This window comes from Nonomuraea sp. NPDC004580, assembly GCF_040609855.1.
Lineage (GTDB): Bacteria > Actinomycetota > Actinomycetes > Streptosporangiales > Streptosporangiaceae > Nonomuraea > Nonomuraea salmonea.
The window spans coordinates 12,721-37,276 of record NZ_JBEXLH010000047.1; the positions used below are offsets into that span (position 1 = coordinate 12,721).

24 protein-coding genes and 2 pseudogenes are annotated in these 24,556 nt (G+C 72.2%); 12 read left to right on the forward strand and 14 right to left on the reverse strand.

Annotation, left to right across the window (positions count from 1 at the left end):
• Window position 1 precedes the first annotated feature (1 nt).
• Genes ABZW11_RS33865 through ABZW11_RS33875 form a run of 3 tightly spaced genes read right to left on the reverse strand, consistent with a single transcriptional unit; the run spans window position 2 to window position 3,828 of the window.
• Window positions 2-1,225: a sugar ABC transporter substrate-binding protein gene (locus ABZW11_RS33865; RefSeq protein ID WP_355426180.1), complete on the reverse strand. Its 1,224-nt coding sequence runs from the start codon at window positions 1,223-1,225 to the stop codon at window positions 2-4.
• A 12-nt stretch (window positions 1,226-1,237) separates the two neighbouring features.
• Entirely contained in the window at window positions 1,238-2,806 is a 1,569-nt protein-coding gene (locus tag ABZW11_RS33870) for an FAD-dependent oxidoreductase (protein WP_355426183.1), read from the reverse strand.
• Between the two features lie 17 nt (window positions 2,807-2,823).
• The gene (locus ABZW11_RS33875; protein ID WP_355426185.1) at window positions 2,824-3,828 is read right to left on the reverse strand and encodes a LacI family DNA-binding transcriptional regulator; all 1,005 of its coding nucleotides are present in this window, start codon (window positions 3,826-3,828) and stop codon (window positions 2,824-2,826) included.
• 180 nt (window positions 3,829-4,008) lie between these two features.
• On the opposite strand from ABZW11_RS33875, the gene ABZW11_RS33880 reads away from it, so the two are divergent.
• The gene (locus ABZW11_RS33880) at window positions 4,009-5,220 is read left to right on the forward strand and encodes a PP2C family protein-serine/threonine phosphatase (protein WP_355426188.1); all 1,212 of its coding nucleotides are present in this window, start codon (window positions 4,009-4,011) and stop codon (window positions 5,218-5,220) included.
• A gap of 41 nt (window positions 5,221-5,261) precedes the next feature.
• On the opposite strand, the gene ABZW11_RS33885 is transcribed toward ABZW11_RS33880, so the two are convergent.
• The 5 genes and pseudogenes from ABZW11_RS33885 to ABZW11_RS33905 form a co-directional block, all read right to left on the reverse strand.
• Window positions 5,262-5,570, reverse strand: coding sequence for a MiAMP1 family antimicrobial peptide (locus ABZW11_RS33885; RefSeq protein WP_355426191.1), 309 nt, complete (start codon window positions 5,568-5,570; stop codon window positions 5,262-5,264).
• A 39-nt stretch (window positions 5,571-5,609) separates the two neighbouring features.
• The gene (locus ABZW11_RS33890) at window positions 5,610-5,906 is read right to left on the reverse strand and encodes a DUF3040 domain-containing protein (RefSeq protein ID WP_355426194.1); all 297 of its coding nucleotides are present in this window, start codon (window positions 5,904-5,906) and stop codon (window positions 5,610-5,612) included.
• A 22-nt stretch (window positions 5,907-5,928) separates the two neighbouring features.
• Window positions 5,929-6,144 (reverse strand): annotated as a pseudogene (locus ABZW11_RS33895) (cytochrome ubiquinol oxidase subunit I); the annotation flags it as partial.
• A gap of 15 nt (window positions 6,145-6,159) precedes the next feature.
• Window positions 6,160-6,666 carry an ATP-binding protein gene (locus ABZW11_RS33900; protein ID WP_355426197.1) on the reverse strand — a complete coding sequence of 169 codons (507 nt, stop codon included), beginning with the start codon at window positions 6,664-6,666 and terminating at the stop codon, window positions 6,160-6,162.
• Window positions 6,667-6,677: 11 nt separating this feature from the next.
• A pseudogene (locus tag ABZW11_RS33905) lies at window positions 6,678-6,833 on the reverse strand (response regulator); the annotation flags it as partial.
• A 115-nt stretch (window positions 6,834-6,948) separates the two neighbouring features.
• Between ABZW11_RS33905 and ABZW11_RS33910 the strand changes: the two are divergent.
• Window positions 6,949-7,542 (forward strand): hypothetical protein, encoded by a 594-nt coding sequence (locus tag ABZW11_RS33910; RefSeq protein WP_355426200.1) that lies wholly within the window; start codon window positions 6,949-6,951, stop codon window positions 7,540-7,542.
• A gap of 46 nt (window positions 7,543-7,588) precedes the next feature.
• Here the strand turns inward: ABZW11_RS33910 and ABZW11_RS33915 are convergent, their stop codons facing one another.
• Both ABZW11_RS33915 and ABZW11_RS33920 read right to left on the reverse strand, forming a co-directional pair.
• On the reverse strand, window positions 7,589-8,083 hold the full coding sequence (locus tag ABZW11_RS33915; RefSeq protein WP_355426203.1) for a nitroreductase family deazaflavin-dependent oxidoreductase: 495 nt from the start codon (window positions 8,081-8,083) through the stop codon (window positions 7,589-7,591).
• Window positions 8,080-8,508 (reverse strand): hypothetical protein, encoded by a 429-nt coding sequence (locus ABZW11_RS33920; protein ID WP_355426205.1) that lies wholly within the window; start codon window positions 8,506-8,508, stop codon window positions 8,080-8,082. The genes ABZW11_RS33915 and ABZW11_RS33920 overlap by 4 nt, the downstream gene beginning before the upstream one ends.
• A gap of 107 nt (window positions 8,509-8,615) precedes the next feature.
• Here ABZW11_RS33920 and ABZW11_RS33925 point away from each other — a divergent pair, with 107 nt between their 5' ends.
• Complete coding sequence (locus ABZW11_RS33925) at window positions 8,616-9,212, forward strand: helix-turn-helix domain-containing protein (RefSeq protein ID WP_355426208.1); 597 nt, start codon at window positions 8,616-8,618, stop codon at window positions 9,210-9,212.
• A gap of 94 nt (window positions 9,213-9,306) precedes the next feature.
• On the opposite strand, the gene ABZW11_RS33930 is transcribed toward ABZW11_RS33925, so the two are convergent.
• Window positions 9,307-10,740, reverse strand: coding sequence for a cellulase family glycosylhydrolase (locus ABZW11_RS33930; RefSeq protein ID WP_355426211.1), 1,434 nt, complete (start codon window positions 10,738-10,740; stop codon window positions 9,307-9,309).
• Between the two features lie 256 nt (window positions 10,741-10,996).
• On the opposite strand from ABZW11_RS33930, the gene ABZW11_RS33935 reads away from it, so the two are divergent.
• The gene (locus ABZW11_RS33935; RefSeq protein WP_355426214.1) at window positions 10,997-12,163 is read left to right on the forward strand and encodes an acetate kinase; all 1,167 of its coding nucleotides are present in this window, start codon (window positions 10,997-10,999) and stop codon (window positions 12,161-12,163) included.
• Window positions 12,164-12,212: 49 nt separating this feature from the next.
• Here the strand turns inward: ABZW11_RS33935 and pta are convergent, their stop codons facing one another.
• From pta to ABZW11_RS33950, 3 genes are all read right to left on the reverse strand, one after another.
• Complete coding sequence (pta, locus tag ABZW11_RS33940; protein ID WP_355426217.1) at window positions 12,213-14,354, reverse strand: phosphate acetyltransferase; 2,142 nt, start codon at window positions 14,352-14,354, stop codon at window positions 12,213-12,215.
• Between the two features lie 79 nt (window positions 14,355-14,433).
• Window positions 14,434-15,438: a LacI family DNA-binding transcriptional regulator gene (locus ABZW11_RS33945; protein WP_355426220.1), complete on the reverse strand. Its 1,005-nt coding sequence runs from the start codon at window positions 15,436-15,438 to the stop codon at window positions 14,434-14,436.
• A gap of 136 nt (window positions 15,439-15,574) precedes the next feature.
• Window positions 15,575-16,009 (reverse strand): STAS domain-containing protein, encoded by a 435-nt coding sequence (locus tag ABZW11_RS33950; protein WP_355426222.1) that lies wholly within the window; start codon window positions 16,007-16,009, stop codon window positions 15,575-15,577.
• A 158-nt stretch (window positions 16,010-16,167) separates the two neighbouring features.
• On the opposite strand from ABZW11_RS33950, the gene ABZW11_RS33955 reads away from it, so the two are divergent.
• The 8 genes from ABZW11_RS33955 to ABZW11_RS33990 all read left to right on the forward strand — a co-directional run bounded on the left by ABZW11_RS33955 (window position 16,168) and on the right by ABZW11_RS33990 (window position 24,519).
• Entirely contained in the window at window positions 16,168-16,479 is a 312-nt protein-coding gene (locus tag ABZW11_RS33955) for a helix-turn-helix domain-containing protein (RefSeq protein ID WP_355426225.1), read from the forward strand.
• A gap of 55 nt (window positions 16,480-16,534) precedes the next feature.
• Window positions 16,535-17,203, forward strand: coding sequence for an alanyl-tRNA editing protein (locus tag ABZW11_RS33960; protein ID WP_355426228.1), 669 nt, complete (start codon window positions 16,535-16,537; stop codon window positions 17,201-17,203).
• Window positions 17,196-18,119, forward strand: coding sequence for a hypothetical protein (locus ABZW11_RS33965; protein WP_355426230.1), 924 nt, complete (start codon window positions 17,196-17,198; stop codon window positions 18,117-18,119). The genes ABZW11_RS33960 and ABZW11_RS33965 overlap by 8 nt, the downstream gene beginning before the upstream one ends.
• A gap of 62 nt (window positions 18,120-18,181) precedes the next feature.
• The gene (locus tag ABZW11_RS33970) at window positions 18,182-19,243 is read left to right on the forward strand and encodes a TauD/TfdA family dioxygenase (RefSeq protein WP_355426233.1); all 1,062 of its coding nucleotides are present in this window, start codon (window positions 18,182-18,184) and stop codon (window positions 19,241-19,243) included.
• The gene (locus tag ABZW11_RS33975) at window positions 19,240-20,802 is read left to right on the forward strand and encodes a phenylalanine aminomutase (D-beta-phenylalanine forming) (protein WP_355426236.1); all 1,563 of its coding nucleotides are present in this window, start codon (window positions 19,240-19,242) and stop codon (window positions 20,800-20,802) included. The genes ABZW11_RS33970 and ABZW11_RS33975 overlap by 4 nt, the downstream gene beginning before the upstream one ends.
• Window positions 20,799-22,160 (forward strand): FAD-linked oxidase C-terminal domain-containing protein, encoded by a 1,362-nt coding sequence (locus tag ABZW11_RS33980; protein WP_355426238.1) that lies wholly within the window; start codon window positions 20,799-20,801, stop codon window positions 22,158-22,160. The genes ABZW11_RS33975 and ABZW11_RS33980 overlap by 4 nt, the downstream gene beginning before the upstream one ends.
• Window positions 22,157-23,368 carry an ATP-grasp domain-containing protein gene (locus tag ABZW11_RS33985; protein ID WP_355426240.1) on the forward strand — a complete coding sequence of 404 codons (1,212 nt, stop codon included), beginning with the start codon at window positions 22,157-22,159 and terminating at the stop codon, window positions 23,366-23,368. The genes ABZW11_RS33980 and ABZW11_RS33985 overlap by 4 nt, the downstream gene beginning before the upstream one ends.
• Window positions 23,362-24,519, forward strand: a complete 1,158-nt coding sequence (locus ABZW11_RS33990; RefSeq protein ID WP_355426317.1) for an MFS transporter — start codon at window positions 23,362-23,364, stop codon at window positions 24,517-24,519. The genes ABZW11_RS33985 and ABZW11_RS33990 overlap by 7 nt, the downstream gene beginning before the upstream one ends.
• Window positions 24,520-24,556 lie beyond the last annotated feature (37 nt).

Consider the following 24,556-nt stretch of genomic DNA (forward strand, 5'->3'; position numbering starts at 1 on the left):
CTCACGACCCCAGCAGGGGCTGGATCTTCGCGCACACCCCGTCGAGCACCGTCTTGGGGTCGGCGCCGGGCTGCCACAGCGCGTCGAGCGCGGCGCGGCCGGTCTGGATGAGCTCCTCCTGGCCCTTGTGGCTGGGTTTGACCACCCCGTTGGGGATGCCGTCGATGACGACCGCCTGCAACTGCTCGGGCTTGAGCAGCGGGTTCGACGTGGCCAGCGTGTCCACGTTGAGCAGCGAGGAACGGGCGGGCGGGAAGAACCGGGCGAGCTTGGCGGAGTTCTCCGGGTTGGTGAAGTAGCCGAGGAAGTCGGTGGCCACCTCGGCGTTCGGCGACTTCTTGATGACGCCGATGCCGGCCTGGCCGATCACGGAGTACTCGCCGGCGGGGCCGTGCGGCAGCGGCAGCAGCGTCCAGTCGAACGTCGCGTCCTTCAGCAGGCCGGCCCGGGAGATCTGGGTGATGATCATGGCGGCGTCGCCGGAGTAGAAGTCGACCGTGGTGCCGGGTCCCGGCAGCGCCTTGGCCGTGAAGATCGACTTGTGCAGGAACGTCATCGCCTCGACCATGGGCGGCTGGTTGAAGCCGCAGGTCGTGCCGTCGTCGCTCCACGCCTCGGCGCCCCAGCCCTCCCACAGGGAAGCCAGGTTCGTCCAGTTCTTGTAGTCCCAGTCGCCGACGACCAGCCCCGCCTTGCCCTTCGCTGCCACGGCGGAGGCCGCGTCCATGGCCTCCTGCCAGGTCCAGCCCTTGGCGGGCACTTTCCTGCCCGCCTCGCGCAGCAGGTCGGTGTTGACGAACACGCCGAAGGGCGAGGTGGAGAACGGGTAGGCGTACAGCTCGCCGTCCTTCTGCCACAGCCGGGTCGCGGCGGGCACCAGCTCGCCGACGTTTTGGATCTTGCTGGTGAGCGGCGCGAGCGCGCCGGACTCCACGAAGTCGGGGGCCGAGCCCTCCAGGATCCAGGCCAGATCGGGCGCCTTGCCGCCGGCGATCTGCGTCGTGAGCGTGGTGGTGTAGCTGTCTATCGGGATCGACTCGAACGTGACCTTCGCCTTGGTGTAGCCGGCGGCGATCTCGTTGAACAGCTTGAGGTGGTCCTCGTTGGCCGTCCAGATCGACATGCGCAGCGTCGCGGGGCCGGCCGGCGCCGCCGCCTGTTCCCCGCCGCTCCCGCAGGCGGCGGCCAGGGTCAACAAGGCGACGGCGGGGATCATTGCCCTCATGGTGGGGTCTCCCTAATACGCGGTGACAGCGGGCCAGCGCAGCTCGACGCCGTCCCGGGTGAGCCTGTGCTGGAAGTCGGCGAGCAGGGGCTCGCTCTCTCGTACGGCGTGCGGCGTGGTCCCCCGGTCGAGGCAGAACGCCGCCAGGGCGCCCGCGGCCTCGCCGATGTTCCACTCGACCGGGTGCAGCCGGTAGGCGCCGTTGGTGATGTGGGTGGTGCCGATGTTCTTGGAGGCGGGCAGCAGGTTCGTCATGCGGCGCGGGATCAGCGCGCCCAGCGGGATCTCGAACGGGGAGCTGGCGACGTCGATGTAGTTGTCGCCGCCGGTCGAGGGATGCAGGTCGATGCGGTACATGCCGACGCCGACCGAGTCGGGATAGGTGACCGCGCCCTTGTCACCGCGCACGGCGTACGACAGGTCCTGCTCCACCACGGTGTAGAGGGCCTTGATACGGCGCGACTCGCGGATGTAGGGGGCCTGGGCGAGCCCGTCGGCGCTGCCGGTGACGTCGCCGCGCAGCCGCAACCCGGGGAAGCCGGCCTCGGTCTGCATCCAGTAGAGCACCGACAGGGACAGCTCGCGGGCCGCCTTCAGGTGCCGCTCGGCGTCCGGCACGTCGATGACCGGGCCCTCCAGGTAGTCGATCATCGGCCAGTTCACCAGCGTGATGTCGCTGGCGTAGGCGCCCTCGGCGAACGTCCTGCGCGCGGCGATCCGCCGGAACGTCCACAGGTTGGCGTCGCCCGGGTTGACCCGCTGGTCGGCCTCGACGAGCAGCGGGTCGTCGTCGGGGTTGGGGGTGAAGGCGCGCTCCACGATCTCCAGCGTGCGCGGGTGCGGGCAACGCCACGACAGCAGCCGGTCGCCCCAGAAGGGCGGCTGGTACTCCCGCCAGAAGCCGTACGACTCCGGCTTGTCGATCGTGTGGTCGCCGTCCACGTGATCCATCGCGAAGCACACCGAGACCGCCTGCATGTTGAGCGGCTGCGCCTCGGCGGGCGCGCTGGGCTCGCCGGTCTCGGCCTGCGACTCGAAGCCGGTGACGTACTCGGTGCCGGTCAGCGGCAGCAGCTCGCCGGTCTCGGTGGCGTCCAGGATGTACGGCGCGCTCGCCCACACCTCGCGGCCCTCGCCGCTGAGCAGCACCGCGCTGACCCGGTCGCCGTCGTAGGAGGCGGCGACCGGCCGGTACGGCTGCAGCACCCGCAGCCGCCCCGACCCCCGGTAGGGGGCCAGCATGGCCTCGATCACCGCGACCGCGACGCGCGGCTCGTGGCAGAGCCTGCTCACATGGCCGCCGCCGGGGTTCAGCTCCCGCTTGGCCCTGGCGGCCGGGGTGAGCGGGTAGTGGTCGCGGTAGTACTGCCGGATGCCGTCGCGCAGCGCCCGGTAACTGGCGGTGACGCCGAAGCGCTCCACCCAGGAGTGCTCGTCGGGCGGCACGGCCTGGCTGGTGAGCTGGCCGCCCAGCCAGGCGTACTCCTCCGACAGCAGCACCGTGCGGCCCGCCCGCAGCAGGGCCAGCGCGGCGGCCACGCCGCCCAGCCCGCCGCCGACCACGACCGCGTCTGCTTTCATCTCGACCACGTGAGGGGTTACCTTCCGATCAGTGTGGAGCCCTCGATCAGCTCGCAGGGCAGGAGTTCCTGGGGGGTGCCGCCGGTTTCGAGCACCTTGGTCAGCAGCTCGACGGCCCTGCGGCCCATCTCGCGGCGGGGGATGAGGAAGCCGGCGAAGTCGGTGTCGGTGCGGACGGGGCGGGTGGCCGAGCCGAGCGTGACCACGGACAGGTCTTCGGGGACCGCGAGGCCGCCTTCGGCCGCCGCCTGCATGAAGACGACGGCGTCGGCCTGCTCCTCGAAGAAGGCGGCGCCGGCCCCGGTGGCGCGTACGGCCTCCAGGAGTCCGGGCCGGTCGGGGCGCACCTGGACGGACTCCACGCCGAGGCCGGTCACCGCGGCCTGGAAGCCGGTGAACCGGTCGGCCGTGGACTCGGCGCCCTCCCCCGTGCCGACGTAGACGAGCCTGCGATGGCCCAGCCGCGCCGCCCGCTCCACCAGCGCGCGGGTCGCGGCCACGTAGTCGGCGCCGACGTACGGCACCGGCCCGCCCGCGTCGTCGCGCCGGCCGACGGACACGAACGGGATCTGGTCGGCGATCAGCCTGGCCAGGTCGTCGCGGTCGACCGTACGGCCGAGCAGCACGCACCCGTCGGCGAGCCGGACCCGGCTGTCCTCGTTGAAGATGCGCCGCCGCTGCCCGGTGACCCGCGCGCTGGTGAACAGCAGCAGGTCACAGCCGACCTCCTCGGCGCACTCCTCGATGCCGACCAGGAACGGGTGGTAGAAGTCGGCGCTGGTGGCGGGGAAGACCGCCTCGTAGGTGAAGACGCCGAGGATGCGGTTGCGTCCTTCGGCGAGCCTTCGGGCGGCCGGGTCGGCGATGTAGCCGGTCTCCCTGATCACGCGCAGCACCCGCTGGCGGGTCTCGGGGGAGATGCGCACCTCGCTGTCCGCGCGGTTGTTGAGCACCAGTGACACGGTGGTCTGGCTCACTCCCGCCATGCGGGCGATGTCCTGCTGGGTCAGGCGTCGGGCCACGGTCGTACTCCTCGGGTAATGCGCATTAGCGACGAGTCTGGAACCTCACCGATCACGGCGTCAAGAGGTGATAACCCACTAATAATTCGTATTAGCGGATTCTTGCGGCGAGCGAGCCGGTCGCTCGTGGGTGCCCATCCCATGGACGGGAAGGACGGTGTACAGATCAAGGAGGCATTCATGACGCAGGTACCGCTCCCCCTGGCGGAGATCCTCACGGCGGCGGAGAACGCCGCTCCCGTCAAGTCGATCGCCGTAGTGGCAGCGGACCTGCGTGAGCGGTTCACGGCGTCGAGCGTGTCGTTCCTCTTCCTCGACCTGGTGGGCCGCCAGGTGGTGCGCATCACCGAGACCATCGCCGCGCGCCGGGACCGCGGCGCCGAGCACATCCCTCTCGCGGACAGCCCGTACGAGGAGGCGCTGCGCACCCAGCGGCTGACGCTGATCCCCGAAGACGACGCGTACCGGGTGATCGCGCCCGTCACCAACCGCGGCGACGCCATCGGCCTGCTGGAGCTGACCCTGCCCGAGGCAGGGCCCGAGGTCCTGGAGCAGGTCAGCCAGGCCGCCCACGCGCTGGCCTACATCGTCGTCACCGACCGCCGCTTCACCGACCTCTACCTCTGGGGCCAGCGCACCAGGGCGGTCAACCTGGCCGCGGAGATCCAGCAGCAGCTCCTGCCGTCCTCCCCCACCTGCGAGGCGGCGCAGTTCGTGCTGGCCGCCGTGCTGGTGCCGGCCGACAGCGTGGGCGGCGACAGCTACGACTACACGCTCGACCATGACACGCTGCACCTGTCGATCACCGACGCCATGGGCCACGAGGTGGACTCCGCGCTCATGGCCACGCTGATCGTCAGCGCCTCCCGCAAGGCGCGCCGCGCCTTTCGCAGCCTGGCCGAGCAGGCCCGCCACACGCACGAGGCCCTGCTGGAGCACATGCCGGGCGCCCTCACCACCGGCCAGTTGCTGCGCCTGTCGCTGGGCGACGGCCGGCTGCGGCTCGTCAACGCCGGCCACCCGTGGCCGCTGCTGCTGCGCGACGGCGAGGTGGAGGAGGTGACACTGGAGATCGACCCGCCGTTCGGCTTCCCCTTTCCCGTCGAGCATCGCGTTCAGGACCTCGCGCTGCGTCCCGGCGACCGCCTGGTGCTGTACACCGACGGCATGCAGGAACGCGCGGCGGAGAAGCTCGACCTGCCCGCGCTCATCCGCGCCACGGCCGACGACCATCCGCGCGAGGTGGTGCGGACACTGGCCGCCACGGTGTCCGAGCTCTGCGGCGGGCATCTGAAAGACGACGCGAGCGTCATGTGCCTCGACTGGCACGGCCCTGACGACCGGACCCGGCGCACGCACGCCGGCGCCGACGTCCGTACGGAACGCCGATGAGCCCGGCCGGGCCAGCCGGGCTCATCGCGGGGAGCAGGACGTCAGCAGACGATGAAGATGCTCTTCCAGCCCACCGGGGTGCGCTGCTCGGCGTTCCTGTTGGAGGCGAGCGTGAAGTGGGCGACGCCCTGGGCGTTGGGCTGGTTGTACATGCGTCCGCTCTGGCCGTCGCCGTACCACTTGTACGAGCCGTGGTAGGGGATGTTGGACACGCCGCACCGGTCGATGACGACGCTCCTGCCGGTGAAGCCGGGGCCCTCGTAGGCGACGTACTGGGAGGCGTAGGCGGCGCCCGCGCCGCCCACGACGATGGCGGCGGTGAACGCGGAGGTGACGATGAACTTCCTCATGGAAACCCTTCCTTTCGGCTACCGAAAGTAAGAGTAAGACTACTGTCCGCGTTCATCCAAGGGGTTTTCCACCTGGGACACGGGCGGCAGCTGCGGCCCGGCGGGCGGGGGCGCGGCATGCCCGGCGAGGATCACCACGAACACCATGACCGTGGTCAGGACGGCGACCGCGGCCAGCAGGCCCGCGATCTCCCTGCGGCTGCCGCGCGACCCGAAGCCCTTGCGGCGGGCGGCGGCGCTGAGCGCGTCGATGCGGCGGGCGAAGGCGGGATCGCTCCTGCGCAGGTCGAGCTCGATCTCGGCGAGGATCCGCCGTTCCCGGTCCGACAGGTGCATCGCTCATCACCGCCCTGCGTGGTCAGTCGTCTTCGGCGGGGCCGCGCTCGCCGCCGGAGGTGTGAAGGTAGTGCGGGTCGAACGCCGGCCGCTCGGAACGGATGGGCGGCAGGCGGACGAAGGTGTGCCGGGGCGGCGGGCACGAGCTGGCCCCTTGAAGGAAGCTGCCGAAGCCCCACGGATCATCCACAGAGACTTTCATGCCCTTTCGGGGGGTATGCCAGACGTTGTAGAGGAAACGCCAGGCCACGATCTACCCCTGTTCTTCGCCGCGAACCACGGCGGGCAGGCGGATCGTGAAGATCGAGCCCCTGCCCGGCGTGCTGGTGGCGGTGAGCGTGCCACCGTGGGCCTCGACGAGCTTGCGGGCGATGGGCAGGCCGAGTCCGCTGCCGCCGGTGCGGCGGTTGCGCGACTTCTCGACCCGCCAGAAGCGCTCGAAGACCAGGGGCAGGTCGTCGGGGGCGATGCCGGTGCCGGTGTCGGCGACGTCGATGCGCACGTGGTCGCCGTCGCGGCGGGCGTGCAGGGTGACGGCGCCGCCGTGCGGGGTGTGGCGGACGGCGTTGGACACCAGGTTGCCCGCGGCCTGGCGGAGCCGTACGGGGTCGGCGAAGGCGCGGAGGTCACCGTCCGCGCGGGTGCGCAGCGTGACGCCCGCCTGCTCCGCGCCCGCCCGGTGCGCGGTCGCGACCTGGGCCAGCAGGTCGGCCACCTCGACCGGCTCGCGGCGCAGCCGCAGCTCGCCCGCCTCGGCCATGGCGAGGTCCTGAGCACGAGCAGGTCGGGGGTCCGCGTACGTGCTTCGTCCAGCGCGGCGCGGCCGTCGTGCACGGTGGCGACGGCGTGGCCCTCCCGTTCGAGATAGCGGCGGATCAGCTCCGCCTGCTTCACGTCATCCTCGGCCACCAGGACGTATGCACCCATAGTGGGCGATCGTAGGCGGGCCGGCGGGCTGCCTCCCCACCGGATCCCGGTTCCTCATCCGAGCGCTAAAGGTTCCTGACAAGTTCCTGACATCAGGGAACCATCCTGCTGCGGCATGAGAACCTTCCGTGATCGCCGCGACGCGGCGGCGCTCGCCGTCGCCGCGCTCTCCTGCGGCCTCCTGACCGCCTGCGGCGCCGCCTCGGCCGCCACCGGCCCGGCCAACGCCCCCTCCCCCGCTCCGGCTCCCGCGACCGCCAAGGCGAGTGCCGCTCCCGCCCCTGCCGCCTCCCCGGAGGAGCAGCGGCCGCAGCTCCGCCTGGACAGCACCGCCGCCGAGGTCCGCAGACATCGCCTCGCCTACGCCGCCTGCCTCAAGGAGCACGGCATGCCGAGCAAGGGCCCGTGGAACGACCGGGCGGAGCGGGCCGCGCGGCAGGCGTGCAGGAGCAAGGAGCCGCTGCTGCCGCCCGAGCTCAGCCCCAAGACGAACCCGCACTACGCCAAGAGCGTCAGGAAGGAGGTCGCCTGCCTGAAGGCGCACGGCTTCGACGTGCACCTGACCCCGGCCCCCGGCTCTGACCCGAACGCGATCGGCTGGCGATACGGCAGCGTCCCCGGCGACGACGTGGACATCGAGAAGATCCAGAACGACTGCCGCGTGAAGGCGTTCGGCGGCGGCCGCCACCTCGCCCCCGCCCCCATGTGACCCCCGGGCCCCCGCCCCTCAGGGGCGGGGGCGGACCCGCGGCCCCTCACGAGCGGGGGCAGATGCCGAAAACGGGGTGGCGCTCCTCGACGCGGCGGAAGTCCGCGATCGGCGCCCTCGGGCCCAGGCCGACGTGGGGGCGGGCGCCGGGGGCGACGGCGACGTACCGGCGCAGGATCTCGGCGCGCTGCCCGACCGGCACCTCGCGCAGGACGACCGGCTGCTCGCGGCCCCTTCGGCGCAGCACGGCCACGCCCCCGGCGGCGCGCACATTGCGCACCCAGCTCGCCTCGGGCCCGAGCATCGAGACGAGGAACTCCCGGCCGCCGTGGCGGGCGACCGCGACGGGGACGGACGTGACGGCCCCGCTGCGCCGCCCCGCCACCTTCAGCACGGCGGCCTGGCGCGGCGACAACCACCCGGCCCCGTACGCGAGGGCGTCCAGCCTGTTCACGAGCCGCATGAACGCGTTGGGCCGACCGCCCCGGTACATCGCCCGCTTGAGCGCCCCGGCCGCCCGCGCCAAACGCGTACCGGTCATCGCGCCTTTCTCCACAGCGCGACCGCCGCGGCCCCCGGTATGCACGGCAGCACCAGCAGCCAGCCGAGCAGCGGCGCCAGACCGACGTCGCCCGAGGTGTCCTTGATGGTCAGCGCGGCGACCGCGATGAGGATCGCGCTCACCAGCAGCCCGCCGGCCAGCCAGGGCGCCCACCGCTTGCCGGCGCGGACCGCCCAGACCGTGCCCAGCCAGCCCGCCAGCCCCAGGAGGCCGACGGCGCCGAGGATGATCAGGTACGCGGTGACGGCGGCGTCGATCTCGCCGGGCGCGTAGGAGGGGTAGCCGGCGCTGACGTGGCCGGCGAGCACGGCCTTGTCCACGAACGGGAACAGGGCGGCGACGGCGGTGAGCGCCGCGCCGGTGTACAGCAGCGCCGGGACGGTCCGGCCGCGTGGCGTGGTCATGACGTGACCCCTTTCAGAAAGTGACTGTCTGGAGAAAGTGACTGTAAGCAAGCTTCACCCAGACAGTCAATTCCTTGAGACAGTGACTTGCTGATACGGTGTTCGCCATGAGCGGGCTTCGCAAGCGCTGGCGCCTCAAAGCCATGCGCGCCATCCAGGAACGTGCCCTCGACCTGTTCGACGAGCGCGGCTTCGCCGCCGTCACCATCGAGGAGATCGCCGCGGCCGCCGAGGTCTCGCCGTCGTCGGTCTACCGGATCTTCGGCACGAAGGAGGGCATCGTGGTCACCGACATCGAGTTCGACGCGATGAGCCCCGAGGCGCTCGCCGGGATCTTCGACCCGGCCGACCCGGTCGGCAGCCTGGTGCGGGCCGTCCGCGCGTACGAGTCCCCGCCGGGCGACGGCCCGCAGGCCGGCAAGGGCCCGTGGCGGCGGGTCCGCTACTTCTTCGCCGAGCCGTCCGTCCGCATGGCCGTCTGCGCCACCCTCGACCGGGCCGGGCAGCGCCTCACCCCGATCATCGCCGAGCGGGGCGGGGTCAACGAGACGCAGGCCCGGGTGATCGCCAACGCCCTCGCGTTCGGTTACTTCGCCGCGCTGGAGCAGTGGTACCTCGACGGCGGCGAGCGCCCCATCGCCGCGTACGTCGAAGACGGCCTGCGCCCCCTGCGCGGCGTACTCGACACTTCTTCACATCAGTGAGAAAACCGCCGCGAACCATTTCGCCACGGCGCGGCAACAGTAGCCGTGAACGGCATACGCCAAGAAGAGCTCGATCCGTTCGGAGAATTGCCGATCAGAAGTCGTCGGGGGTGCGGATGCGGTCGCGGATCCAGACGCCGGCCTCCTTGAGCCTGCTCGTCCCGGCGAACGGGCCGTTCGGACAGGTGCCGGTGGTGAAGACCGCGCCCGTACGGAAGTCGTCGGAGAAGTTCCAGTTCACCCAGCTGATCTTCTTCTGGGCCAGCAGGTCGAGGTACTGCTGGGACCTGGAGAAGTTGTTCGCCCCGTCGCCGGAGGCGCTCTGCGTGCCGAACTCCGTCACGAAGATGGGCAGACGGTCGGCGGCGCGGGACAGGGTGGTCAGATAATCCGTGCCGTGCGTGGCCGCGTAGAAGTGGAACGTGTACATGATGTTGGACGCGTTCACCGGGTTGTTGACGATCTCGTTCTCGTTCGCGCCGGCCGAGACGCCGAGCGACGACCACGCGCGGGTGCCGACCAGGATCGGCGCGTCCGGGTCCTGCTGCCTGATCACCGGGATGAGCTGGTGGGCGTAGTCACGGATGACGTTCCAGGTGACGGCGTCGCCGTTCGGCTCGTTCGCGATCTCGTAGAGCACGTTCCTCTTGCCGTTGTGGCGCTGGGCGATCTCCGTGAAGAACGTCTTCGCGCGGCCCAGGTTGTACATCGGGTCGCCGGGGTCGAGCATGTGCCAGTCGACGATCGCGTACATGCCGCGGGCCGTGGCCGACTCGATCAGTGCATGCACCCGGTCGGTGAACAGGCGGGGGTTGGTCTCGTACCCGTCCTCCTGGATGTACATCGAGATGCGCAGCACGTCGGCCTTCCAGTCGCCGGCCAGCGCGTCGAGCGAGGCGTCGTTGAGGCACTGCGGGTACCACTGGATGCCGTGGCTGCTCATGCCGCGCAGCTGGATCTGCTTGCCGTGCTCGTTGCAGAGCTTGATGCCGCACACGTGCAGCCGGCCGTTGGCCTGGACCGGGGTGCCGCCGCCTCCGCCGCCCGTGGGCGCGCCGTACACCTCCAGCTCCCACAGCGAGTAGCCCCAGGGGGTGCCGCGTTGCGTGCCGTAGACGCGGACGTAGCGGCCGGTGCCGCTGACCGTGAGGTCGTCGGTCCCGCCGTCGCCCGTCGTGGTGGCGTAGACGTCGCTCCAGCTGGATCCGTCGGGCGAGGTCTGGACCCGGTACGCGGTGGCGTGGGCGGTCTCCCAGACCAGGCGTACCCGGGAGACGGTGTGCGCCTGACCGAGATCGACCCGGATCCACTGCGGGTCCGCGCCCTCGGCGCTGGCCCACCGCGTGGCGGTGCTGCCGTCCACCGCCTTGCCCGGCTCCAGGCCGGTGGCCTCGACGGAGGAGGCCGTCGCGGTCTTGCCCTGCGACACCAGGGGGTCGGCCGCCGTCGCCGCGCCTGACGGCGCTGAGAGCGGCAGCGTCAGCGCGGACAGGACCGCGACGATGCCCGCACGTGCGCTTCTCCTCACGAACGACTCCGTTCAGGTTAGGAAAGTTTCTTAACTTGCGGCGCAGCATAAGTTGACACCCTCCCTCACACAAGGCCCAAATCCCAGACAACCTCCAGAGCTTGGGGTTCCGGAGAGCGAGGGCGGGCGTCCCCAGGAGGAGGAGGGGACGGCGATGCCGCCGCCCCGCCCGTCGAAGGCGGGTCCGGGGGCGCCCGGGACGCAGACGGGCGCCGGGCGTCGCGGCCGGGGCTGAAGGGGTGAGAGGCTCAGGGGCATGTCCGCACCCGTTCTCGTCCTCAACACCGGCTCTTCCTCCATCAAGTACGAGCTGATCGACCCCGGCACCCGTGCCCGCTCGGCGCGGGGGCTGGTCGAGCGCATCGGACAGGAGCGGGGGCGGCTGACGCACCGCGCGGGCGACGGGCCTCCTCATGTGCGCGAGCAGCCCTTTCCCGACCACGGAGAGGGGCTGGCGGCGGTGCTGGCCGCGTTCTCCTCGGCGGGGCCCGAGCTGGACCCCGTCGCGGTCGGGCATCGGGTGGTGCACGGCGGCACCCGGTTCGGCGATGCCGTGCTGGTCGATGACGAGGTGATCGCGGCCATCGAGGAGCTGGCGCCGCTCGCGCCGCTGCACAATCCGGTCAACCTGTCCGGGATCCGGCTCGCCCAGAAGGTGTTCCCCGAGGTGCCGCAGGTGGCGGTGTTCGACACGGCGTTCCACCGGACGTTGCCGCCTGAGGCGTACACGTACGCGGTGCCGCGGGAGTGGGGCGTGCGGCGCTTCGGCTTCCACGGCACTTCCTGCGCGTACGTCTCCCGCCGCGCCGCCGCCCTGCTCGGCCGCGACGATCCGAACCTCATCGTGCTGCACCTCGGCAACGGCGCCAGTGCCACGGCCGTCGAGGGCGGGCGCAGCGTCGACACCTCCATGGGCCTGACCCCGCTGGAGGGCCTGGTCATGGGCACCCGCTCCGGCGACGTGGACCCCGCACTGGCGGGCTACCTCGCCCGCGCGGAGGGGCTGGACGCCGAGCAGGTGGAGCACGCACTCAGCCACCGCGGCGGCCTGCTCGCCCTCGCCGGGTCCAGCGACATGCGCGAGGTACGCGCCAGGTCCGGCGACGAGGACGCGCTCCTGGCCCTCGCCGTCTACACCCGCCGCATCCGCAAGTACGTCGGCGCGTACTACGCGCTGCTCGGCCGCGTGGACGCCGTCGTCTTCACCGGCGGCGTCGGCGAGAACGACCCCGCCACCCGCGCCGAATCCCTGACCGGCCTCACCCGCCTCGGCATCACCCTGGACCCGGCCCGCAACGAGGCCGCCGCCCACGAGGAGCGCGCCATCTCACCCGACGGAGCCGACGTGGCCGTGCTGGTCATCCCGACGGACGAGGAAGGCGAGATCGCCCGCCAGACCCTGGCCCTGGTGACCGCCTCATGAAGCGAAGGCCCGGGAGCCGGGGCCGCCGCCTCATGAGCGGGCCGCCGCCTCATGAGCGGGCCGCCGCCTCCTGTGGTGCCTGGTCCTGGGGAGCCGGGCCGTCCTCGGCCTGGGCCGCCGTCACCGCGACCGTCGTGACGATGTCGGCGACCGTGGCGCCGCGTGACAGGTCGTTGACCGGCTTGCGCAGCCCCTGGAGCACCGGGCCCACCGCGACCGCGCCCGCGCTGCGCTGCACCGCCTTGTAGAGGTTGTTGCCGGTGTTGAGGTCGGGCACGACGAAGACGGTGGCGCGGCCGGCGACCGTGCTGCCGGGCATCTTGGCCAGCGCCACCGCGGGGTCCACGGCGGCGTCGTACTGGATCGGGCCCTCCACCTCCAGGTCGGGGCGCCGCTCGCGGACCAGCTCGGTGGCGGCGCGCACCTTGTCCACGTCGGCGCCGGCGCCGGAGACGCCGGTCGAGTACGACAGCATGGCGACCCGCGGATCGACCCCGAACATCGCCGCCGTGCCCGCCGAGGAGATCGCGATGTCGGCGAGCTGCTCGGCCGTCGGGTCGGGGTTGACCGCGCAGTCGCCGTAGACCAGCACCCGGTCGGCCAGGCACATGAAGAACACGCTCGACACCAGCCCGAGGCGGAGGATCTCGAACGCCGGCCTGATGGTGTGGGCGGTGGTGTGCGCGGCGCCCGACACCATGCCGTCGGCCATGCCGGTGTGCACCATGAGCGTGCCGAAGTAGGACACGTCGGTGACGGTGTCGCGGGCCAGCTCGACGGTCATGCCGCGATGGGCGCGCACGGCGGCGTACGCGCGGGCGAACCGCTCGCGCAGCTCCGCGTCGAACGGGCTGAGCACGTGGGCCGCGTCGAGGTCGAGCCCGAGCTGGGCGGCCTGCGTACGGATGCGTTCCGCGTCGCCGAGCAGGGTCAGGTCGGCCACGCCGCGCCGCAGCAGGATGTCGGCGGCGCGCAGGATGCGCGGCTCCTCCCCTTCCGGCAGCACGATGTGCCGGCGGCGGGCGCGGGCGCGGTCGAGCAGCTCGTACTCGAACATGAGCGGCGTGACGACGTCGGTCTTGGCGATGTCGAGGCGCTCCAGCAGCAGCCGGCCGTCCACGTGCGCGGCGAACAGCCGCAGCGCGGTGTCGATCTTCCCGGTGGCCTCGGGTGTGAAGCGGCCCTCCACCGCCGACAGCCGGGTGGCGGTGTCGAACGTGTCGTGATCGGTGGCGATCACCGGCAGCGGGACCGCCATGTCGTGCAGCAGCCGGTCGACCGGCGCGGGCAGGTCGGTGCCGCCGGTGAGCACCACCGCCGACAGCGCGGGGAAGCTGGGCGCGGTGTGCGCGGCGATGAGGCCGGGCAGCAGCGCGGCGGCCCGGTCGGACGGGATGATCACGGCGGCGCCCTCGGTGCAGCGCAGCAGGATGTTGGGCAGCGACATGGCGCCCACCATGAGCGCGCTGGCCTCGCGGCCCAGGCCGTCGCGCTCGCCGAGGAAGAACCGGCCGTCGCAGGCGTCCATCAGGTCGGCCACGGTCGGCGCGCGCAGCGACGGCTCCTCGGGCAGCACGAACACGGGCGTCGGGTGGGCCGGCACGAGCCCTTCCGCCGCCGTCGCCGGGGCGGGCGCGAGCGCTCCCGCCGGCGGCGGGTACGCCGGTGCGAGCGCTCCCGGCTCGGCGCGGGTGACCACGACGGCCAGCTCGCCCGCGTGGTGGTGGGCGAGCTCCCTGGACGACAGCTCGACGGCGGCCGAGACCTGCGCGGCCGTACGGCCTCTGCCGCTCACCACGTTGATCACCGGCGTGCCGAGGTCGGCGGCCAGCCGGGCGTTGAAGCCGAACTCCGTCGGCGCCCCCACGTCGGTGTAGTCGGTGCCGATCACCACGATCGCGTCGCACTGCCCGGCGAGCGCGCGGTAGCGGGCCACGATGTCGCCGGCCGCGCGCTCGGCGTCGGCGTGCACCTCGTCGTAGGTGACGCCGGCGCACGCCTCGTACGGGATCGCGAGCTGGAACCTGCTGCGCACGGTCGCGATCAGGCCGTCCTCGCGGCCCGCCCGCACCACCGGCCTGAACACCCCCACGGTGCCCACCTGCCGGGACAGCAGCTCGACCAGGCCCAGGGCGACGGTCCCCTTGTTGCTCTCCGCCTCGCCCGCCGCGACGTACACCGAACGTGTCATGTCCCGAGGTTAGCGGCGGCGCGCCCGAGGTAGCTGGGGAGGCCTCCACCACTGCGTACGGCGTTGCGAACGAGAGGGGTCAGGCGGCGCGGCTGGAGTCGCGGATGACCAGTTCGGTGGCGAGTTCGAGGTGGCGGGACTCGATGCGCTCGCCGGCCGCCAGCCGCAGGGCCGTGCGCAGCGCGACGGAGCCCATCTCGCGCAGCGGCTGGCGTACGGTGGTCAGCGCCGGGGCGTGCATGGCGGCGATCTGCGTGTCGTCGAAGCCGACCACGCTCAGATCCTCGGGGATGCGCAGCCCCCTGCCCCTGGCGACCTGGATGGCGCCGAGCGCGCTCTCGTCGCTGGCGGCGAACACGGCGGTCGGCGGCTCGGGCAGGTCGAGCAGCTCGGCGCCCTCGCGCAGCCCGTCGGCGTAGCAGAAGCCGGCCGCACGCACGTAGTCGGGCGGCACGGGCACGCCCGCGGCCTCCATGGCGGCACGGTAGCCGTGCATGCGGGCCTGGTTGGACGCGGCGCCCGCGGGCCCGCCGAGGTAGGCGATGCGGCGGTGGCCGAGGGAGAGCAGGTGCTGGGTGGCGGACATGCCGCCGGCGAAGTTGGTCGGGCCGATGCTGGTGACGGGGCTGGCGGGCACGTTCATGGGGTCGATCACGATGACCGGCAGTCCGGCTCGCAGCAGCACGTCGAGCTGGGCGGGGCTGGGCTCGGCGACGAGGGTGATGACGGCGTGCCGGCCGGCGTCGACCAGGCCGCGGGCCCAGGACAGGCCGTCGGCCATGTGGTCGGTGCTGGTCACGACGAGCGCCACGCCGGACGTGGCCGCCTCCTGCATGGCCCCCATGACGATCTCGGCGGAGTAGGCGCACAACGCGCCTTCGAGCTGCAGCTCCACCGTGGCGCCCCGCCGGGCGCGGGCCTGGCGCGGCACGTAACCGTGCTCGGCCAGCAGCCGCCGCACCATGGCGCGGGTGGCCGGGGCGACGTCGCCGCGGTCGTTGAGCACCTTCGACACCGTCGCCACGGACACACCTGCCGCGGCGGCGACGGTGGCCAGGGTGGCCGGTCTGGTCGTGCTCGTCATCGTCGTCTCCTCTTCCGCGGTGCCCGTGTGCGCGGGTCACTCGATACCGCGGCCTTCACCGTAACGGTGTAAGCGTCACCGGCGCATCCGCGTCAGGCGGACGACCGTGGAGCGGCCGGGGAGAGGGCGACGATGATCAGTTGGCCGCCCCGGAGGTCCAGGGCTGCGCGGTGAGCGGGCCGGCCTGCGCGGCGCAGACGGCGTCGGCGGCACTGGCGTGGATGTCGAGCACGTCCCACAGGCCGGTGATCTGCAGCAACCTGGCCGGGATGCCGTGCACGCCCGAGAGGTGGAAGGTGGAGCCCGTCTCGGCGCAGGCTGCGTGCAGGCGCTCGATGACGCGCACGCCGTTGCTGTCCATGAACGTCAGCAGGGTCAGGTCGAGCACCACCGGTCTGCCCGAGAGCATCCGGCGGCGCACATAGGTCTCGAGGCGGGCGGCATTGGTGATGTCCACCTCGCCGTTCGCAGTGATCAGCACGCCGGCATCCAATGTGTGGTATCCCAAGGTCAGGGGTGATGCGGCGGACTCCCGGCCGCCGCCAGGCTGGCAAGCGATGTGTACGCGCATGGCTTCCTCAGGGACATGGATGGGGGCTGGTTCGCTATCTCTTCTCTGAAGTATATTGCCCGAAACCTAATACCGGAAGCAGCTTTCGTGTGATCATGTATGGAGGCTCTCGGCCACCCGCGCCGCGAGCGGCTCGCGTCGGCAGAAGGGAAGCTTTCTTGAACACGTCCAACCGTCAGTGGACCTTCCTGACCCATCACGCCCGCGTGCTGGTGGAAATCGCCCGCGATCCCCAGGCCCGGGTGCGCGACATCGCGACCGGGATCGGCATCACCGAGCGCGCCGTGCAGGGCATCGTCTCCGACCTGCACCAGGCCGGATACGTCACCATCGAGCGCGTGGGCCGGCGCAACCAGTACAAGCTCAACCTCGACGCGCACTTCCGCTACCCGACGGAGGCCGGCCTGCCGGTGCGCCTGCTCATCGACATGTTCACCCAGCACGACCTGCCGGACCCAGGCGCGAAGTGACGCCGGTTCTTCCCGCGAAAGAGAAATAACACTGCCAGACCCCTATACTCGGGTGATGGTGTATTTCGAAGATCCGTACCGCACGGAGGCCGACACCTCCGCGGTGCGGTCCGGCGTGGACGACCGAGGGGTCTACGTCGTGCTCACCGGCCCGCTCTTCTACCCCCAGGGCGGCGGCCAGAAGGGCGACCGCGGCCTGCTGCGCCTCGCCGGCGGCCACGTGCTCACCGTCGTCGACACGCGTAAGGCCGACGACGAGATCCGCCACTACCTCGCCGCCGGCCACGAGCCGCCGGAGCCGGGCCCGGTGCGCCAGGAGCTCGACTGGCCGTTCCGCTACCACCAGATGCGGCTGCACTCGGCGGCGCACTTCCTGCACGTGGCGCTGGAGCGCGAGCTGGGTGCGAGCCTGCCCTACCCCGTGCGGGCCCCGCTGTCGGAGAGCGGCGGCGAGTGCCACTACGCCTTCGCCGACCGCTTCGGCCCCGACCATCTGGAGCGCGCGGTCAAGGCGGCCAACGCGCACACCGCGCAGGGCCACCCGATCGTCACCAGGGCCGATGAGGAGCGCGGCCCCGGCATGCGCTCGTGGCACTGCGCCGGCGACACCGTGGCCTGCGGCGGGCTGCACCCGCGCGACTCCTCCGAGGTCGGCGACATCACCGCGAGCATGCGGATCAAGCGCGGCAAGACCCTGGTCTCGTTCGGGCTCGCCCATGGCTGACAACGGCACGACGTTCGGCTCGTACCTCTACCGGCTGCGGATCGAACGAGGCAGTGACACGGTCGCGGACTTCCTGCGCGACCTGGTGATCCCCTTCACCGCGAACTACTACAGGGACGTCGAAGCCGGCCGCAAGCTGCTCAGCATGGAGGCCGCGATCACCCTGCACGCCGCGCTCGGCCTCGGTCCTGTCGAGACGGCCGACTACTTCTGGCACTACTTCCGCGACGTGCTGCCGGCGGAGATCCACGAGCTGCTGTTCGGGCGGCGCACCCTGGTCGCCGAGGGCAGCCTCGCGGAGATCAACCGGCGCAACGCCGACCAGGCCGAGATGGGCCGGCGCGCGCTGGCGCTGGCGCGGTTCGAGCGGGAGTTCGTCGCCGACTCGGCCGTCACCGGCTCCTTCCAGCGCGACTTCGACCTGCTGCCGGTGATGACCTTCGTCTACATGGTGAGCGAGGCCAGCGAGGCGCAGGTCACGCGGGTCTGCGAGCGGCTCGGCGTGGGCTACGGCCCGCGCGTGAAGGAGTTCCTGGCCCGCATCTCCGACGTTCACGAGAGCGACGGCAAGGTCTGCTACCGTCGCCGCGCCCCCGTGCTGCGCATGCCGCGCGACGAGAACGGCATCGCGCTGAAGAACCGCTTCCAGCTGCACGAGGTGGCGCGGTCGGTGGAGCGGCAGGGGTCGGGCGAGATGTTCCCGCCGGGCGGCACGTTCTGCTACTCGGCCATGGTGGCGCTGCCCGAGGAGGCGCTCGATCGCGTGCAGCGGCGCCTGACGGATCTGCTCACCGAGGTCGAGGTGACCTCCAGGGCGGGCGGGCAGCTCGACAACCCCAGCGCCACCCCCTACTTCTTCTCGGTGACGTTCTCGGGCAGGCAGGAGTACGACGGGCGCGATTCTTCTGGGCGTTGATTTTTTCTTCTGGCGGTTTTACATTCCCTCGGAGGGGGCCAATCGCCAAGAGGGGATCACGCATGACCACTCGTGTGTCCGACCTGCCCATCACCGTCGAGGACGGCTTAGCCACCTGGACCGTCGAACCCGCCGCTGCCGCCACGACCGAGCAGGCGCGGGAGCTGGTCAAGGAGAACGCCGGCGCCGTCCTTGACCACCTGCACCGTGACGGCGCGCTGCGCGTGCGCGGGCTGAGGTCCGTGCGCGCCGCGAAGGACTTCAACGCCGTGGTCGCGGAGGTGCTGCCCGCTTTGCGCGACTACGTGGGCGGCACCTCGCCGCGCGAACAGGTGCACGGCAAGATCATGACGGCGACGTACGTGCCGCCCGACTGGTCGATCATCCTGCACCAGGAGATGGCCTACACCCGGACGCTGCCCGCCTACCTCGCCTTCTCCTGCGAGCGTCCGGCCGACCACGGCGGGCTGTCCACCTGGGGCGACATGCGCGCCGCGCTCGACCGCGTCGATCGGGGCGTGCGCGAACGCCTCGACCGGCACGGCCTGCGGCTCGGCCGCACGCTGCTGTCGCCCGAGACCGTGCATCTCAAGCCGGGCGTGAAGAAGCCGTGGACGGAGGTGTTCGGCACCACCGACCGCGCGGAGGTGGACCGCGTCGCGGCCGAGCGCGGCTGGGAGACGGAGTGGATCCGCGACGACGCGGTCCGGCTCTACCAGGAGGTCGTGCCCGCCGTGCGCGAGCACCCGGTCACCGGGGTCTCCGTGTGGTGCAACCAGGCGCACTTCTTCAACCCGTCCTGCATGATGCGCTGGGCGGCCGAGGACGGCAGGGAGCCCGAGCGGGCCGAGCAGGAACGCGCGGCGCGCGAGAACCCCGAGCTGCTCGACCGCATGTACCTCGGCAACGGCGACCCGGTCGGCGACGACGACGCGCTGCACGTCTACCGGGTGCTGCGCGAGCTCGAACGCGGCGTCGCGCTGCAGGCCACCGACCTGCTGCTGATCGACAACCTGCTGGTGGCCCACGGGCGCACCGCGTTCCAGGGCGAGCGCCGCATCCTCGTCGCCCTCGCCGACCGGCCCGAGCAGACCGCCAGGAACGGCCAAGGGGAGGCACAGTGACCTTCGTGCTGCAGCAGGACGTGCCCGTCCGGCTCGACCAGCTCGCCCGCGTCGCGGCCGGCGGCGAGCCCGTCGAGCTGTCCCAGGCGGTCCGCGCCCGGGTGCACGCCTCCAGGAGCGTGCTGGAGAAGTTCGTCGCCGACGAGCGCGTCATCTACGGCGTCAACACCAGCGTGGGCGGCTTCGTCGACCACCTCGTGCCGGTCTCGATGGCCCGCAGGCTCCAGGAGAACCTGCTCAACGCCGTCGCCACCAACGTCGGCTCCTACCTCGACGCGACGACCGTCCGTGCCGTCATGCTGGCGCGGATCGTCTCGCTGGCGCGCGGCAACTCGGCCATCTCCCCCGCCAACCTCGACAAGCTCATCCAGGTCTGCAACGCCGGCATCGTGCCGTGCGTGCCGGAGAAGGGCTCGCTGGGCACCAGCGGCGACCTCGGGCCGCTGGCGGCCATCGCGCTGGTCTGCGCCGGGCAGTGGAAGGCGTTCTACGACGGCGAGCAGCTGCCGGGCGCCGAGGCGCTGGCGCGGGCCGGGATCGAGCCGATGGCGCTCAGCTTCAAAGAGGGGCTGGCGCTGGTCAACGGCACCTCCGGCATGGTGGGCCTGGGCGCCCTGGTGTACGAGCGGGCCAGGCGGCTGGTGGAGACGTACCAGCTGGCGTCGGCGCTGTCGGTCGAGGGGCTCGCGGGCATGACCAAGCCGTTCGACCCGCGCGTGCACGGCGTCAAACCGCACCGGGGCCAGGCGGCGGTGGCGGCCCGGCTGTGGGAGGCGCTGGCCGACTCGCGGCTCGCGGTCAACGAGCGCGACACCGAGCTGACGCTGGCCGGCGAGATGGACGGCACCGCCAAGGCCGGCTCGATGCCGATCGAGGACGCCTACTCCATCCGCTGCACCCCGCAGATCCTCGGCCCGGTCGTCGACTGCCTGGACACCGTCGGCAAGACGCTGGAGAACGAGCTGAACTCCTCCAACGACAATCCGATCGTGCTGCCCGACGAGCACGAGGTCTTCCACAACGGCCACTTCCACGGCCAGTACGTCGCCATGGCCATGGACCAGCTGAACATCGCGCTCACCACGCTGACGAACCTGGCCAACCGCCGCGTGGACCGGTTCCTGGACAAGAGCAACAGCAACGGCCTGCCCGCGTTCCTCTGCGACCGCGACCCGGGGCTGCGGCTCGGCCTGATGGGCGGCCAGTTCATGACGGCCTCGCTCACGGCCGAGACCAGGACGCTGTCGGTGCCGATGTCGGTGCAGTCGCTGTCGAGCACCGCCGACTTCCAGGACATCGTCTCCTTCGGCTTCGTGGCCGCCCGCCGGGCCCGCGAGGTGCTGACGAACGCCGCCTACGTGGTGGCCTTCGAGCTGCTGTGCGCCTGCCAGGCGGCCGACATCAGGGGCGCCGGCGGGCTGGCCTCGGCCACCCGCCCGCTGTATGAGCGGGTCAGGCAGATCGTGCCGTTCCTCGACAGGGACGAGACGATCACCGACTACATCGAGGCGCTGGCCGCCGACCTGATCGGCCCGCAGGTCCTCGTGGCCGGCCGGTGAGCCCGGTCATCGACGGGCTGCGCGAGCTGTTCGGCGACCGGGTCGGCACCGCCGCGAGCGTACGGGAGCAGCACTGCGGCTCGCTGACCTGGTTGCCGGCCCAGCCGCCCGACGCGGTGGTCTTCGCGCGCTCCCGCGACGATGTGGTCGCGGCGGTGCGCCTGTGCGCCGAGCACGGGACGCCGGTCATCCCGTACGGCGCGGGCACCTCGCTCGAAGGCCAGGTCAACGCCCCGTACGGCGGCGTCTGCCTGGACCTGTCCGGCATGAACGAGATCGTGGCCATCGACGCGGACGACCTGACCGCGACCGTGCAGCCCGGCGTGACCAGGAAGGCGCTCAACAGGCGGCTGCGTGAGCACGGCGTGTTCTTCAGCGTGGACCCGGGCGCGGACGCCAGCCTCGGCGGCATGGCCTCCACCCGGGCCTCCGGCACCACCACGGTGCGCTACGGCACGATGCGGGAGAACGTACGGGACCTGGAGGTCGTGCTGGCCGACGGCCGGGTGATCAGGGCGGGCGCCCGCGCGGCGAAGTCGGCGGCGGGCTACGACCTGGCCCGGCTGTTCGTCGGCGCGGAGGGCACGCTGGGTGTGATCACCGAGCTGACCGTGCGGCTGCATCCCGTGCCGGAGCGCGTGGCGAGCGGGGTGTGCACGTTCGACGACCTGGCCGGCGCGGTGGACACGGTGACGGCGGCGATCCGGCTGGGGCTGGAGCCGGCCCGCATCGAGCTGCTCAACCCGGTCACGGTGCGCGCCTGCAACGCCTACTCGGGGCTCGGCCTGCCGGAGACCGTGCACCTGTTCGTCGAGCTGCACGGCGGCGAGGACGAGGTGGGCGGCCGGGCGCGGGCGTTCGGCGACCTGGTCAAGGAGCACGGCGGCACCGGCTACGCCTGGAGCACCGACGCCGGCGAGCGGGCCAGGCTGTGGCGGGCCAGGCACGACGCCTGGTGGGCCATCCACGCCCTCCACCCCGGCAGGCGCGGCATCCCGACGGACGTGTGCGTGCCCATCTCGCGGCTGGCCGAGTGCGTCACCGCGACCGAGCGCGACATCGCGGACAGCGGCGTGGACGCGCCCATCGTCGGGCACGTCGGCGACGGCAACTTCCACCTGCTGATCATGGTGGATCCCGACGACGCGGACATGACCGGCCGGGCCGCGGCGCTGACCGAGCGGCTGCACCTGCGCGCCATCGGCATGGGCGGCACCTGCACCGGCGAGCACGGCATCGGCCAGGGCAAGGCCGCCATGATGCCGGTCGAGCACGGCGACGCGCTCGGCGTGATGCGCGCGATCAAGCAGGCGCTGGACCCGGCCGGGATCATGAACCCGGGAAAGGTCCTGACATGAAGATCATCGTGGTCGGCGTCGGATGCGTCGCGGCCAAGTACCTGCCCGGTGCGCTGCGCGCGGCGGGGCACGAGCCGGTGTTCGTGGCCGACCCGGCCGCCTACACCGGCCCGTCGCGGCGGGCGCTGGAGACGTGCGTCTGCCTGCCCGCCGACATCGCCGACGCCGAGGACGTGCTGCGCGCCCTGACCGATCGGCCCGGCGTGCTCGACGGGGCCGAGGCGATCACCAGCCCGTTCGACGAGACGTTCCCCGTCGTGCGGCGGGTGGCGGGCAAACTGGGCCTCGCCTGCCCGCCGCCGGCCTTCGCCGCGCTGGCCGACAAGTCGCGGGTGGCGGCCCTGGTGCCGGAGCACAGCCCGTGGACGGCGGTGTTCCAGCCCCGCGAGCTGCCGCCCGGCCTGGCCGAGCGCGCTCCTGGGCCGGTGCTGGTCAAGCCGTCCCTGTGCACGGGCGCGCTCGGGGTGCGCGCGGCGGCCTCGACCGAGGAGGTGGCCGCCGCCGTGGCCGACTCGGGCGTGCCCGGCGCGCTCGACCAGCCGTGGCTGCTGCAGCAGATCGTCGAGGGTGACCTGATCAGCCTGGAGGGGTTCCTGCGCGCGGGCGGGCTGACCGTGATCGGGTTCTCCCGGCGCACGCGGATCGGGGCGACCGAGGTGAGCAACCTGTTCCCGGCCGCGCACACCCTTGAGCCCGCCGTACGCGAGCAGTGCGTGCGGGCCGTCCGCGAGCTGGCGGAGCGCGGCGGGCTGCGGGACGGCTACGTGCACGCCGAGTTCCTGGCCGGAGCAGGGCGAGCGCATCTGATCGACGCCAACGCAGGCCGCCTCGGGGGCGCCGCCATCGTCGAGCAGATCGCGCTCGCCCACCAGGTCGAGCCCGGCGCGGTGGCGGCGCACGCGCTGCTGCTCTCGCTCGGCGCCGCCGATGAGGCGCCACCGTACCGGCCGGCCGGCGAGACGCGGGAGACCACCAGCTTCTGGTACGGCCTGCGCGACGGCGGCGTGGTCCGCGCGGTCACCGCTCCCCCGGACGCCCCGCACACCCAGTTCGCCGTGGCCGGGCAGCGGGTGCCGCCCGTCGGGGAGTCGGACTACGCCTGGGTCGGCATGCTCACCGGCCTGACCGCCGACGCCGAGCGGGCCATCGAGCAGGTCGTCATCCACACCGACGAGGGCGATCGTCCCGCCTTTTGCCGGCCGTGCTGATCTACGCGATCCGGCTCACGAGCTGGTGCTCCTGGGGCGTGCTGTATCCGTTCCTCGCGGTCTGGCTGCTGCGGCTCGGCGTGCTCGACGAGGCCGGCGTCGGCGTGGTGGCCGGCGCCGCGGTGATCGCCAACCGGGTGGGCGCGCTGCTGTGGGCTCCCCTGGTGCACCGCCACCACAAGCGTAACGTGATCATCGTCAGCCAGGCCGCGGTGATCGCCATGGCGGGCGTGCTGCACCTGCTCGGCGGCGCCGGGCCGGCGAACGTCGTGCTCTGGGCCGCCGCCGGCGCGCTGTTCGGGCTGGCCAACTCGGTGGCCACGCTGGCGCAGGTCAGCTTCATCGCCAACCAGGTGCCGCCGAACGCCACCACGCGGGCGTTCTCCTGGGAGAACGTGGCGCTCAACATCGGGGCGGGCATCGCGCCGCTGCTGTCGTCGATGGTGATCTCGGCCTCGCCCTCCTGGTACGCGCTCGCGCCCGTCCCGTTCGCCGTGCTGACGGCCGCGCTGGCCGCGCTGCTGCCCCGCGACCGGCCGGCCTCCGCGGCCGGCGAGGAGGAGAAGGAGGCCGGGGCCGGTTCGCGTACCTGGCCGGCCTTCCTCGTGCTGAACTTCCTCACCCTGCTCGCCTACGCCCAGCTGCACGGCGTGTTCCCCGCGCACGCCGAGCCGGAGATCGGCACGACGGGCGTGGGGCGGCTGCTCGCGCTGAGCAGCCTCGTCATCGTCGTCTGCCAGGTGCCGCTCACCTGGGTCTGCGCCAGGTTCGGCGAGCGCACGCTGGTGAGCGCCGCCAACCTGGTCACCGCCGCGGGGACCGCGCTGCTGCCGCTCGCCGCGACCGGGCCCCTGCCCGCGGTGGCGGCGGTGTTCCTGGTGACGCTGGGCGAGATGGTGTACGGGCCGCTCTACCAGAGCATCGCGGTCCGCCTGGCCGGCCGGCCCGCGCACGCCATGGGGGTGCTCACCTTCGTGTGGGGGGTGTCGGAGTCGCTGGCCGGGGTGGCCGGGCTCGCGCTCATCGGGGCCGGGCTCGGCGCGCTGTCCTTTGCGGGGGCCGCGGGCGCCTGCCTGCTCGCCGCCGGCCTGGCCCTGATCACCCCGGGCCTGGGGGCACGGGCGAGACGGCCGAGCGAGGCGGGGGTCTAGCGGTTCGAACGAGCCGCGTGCCGACTTTTATCGATTT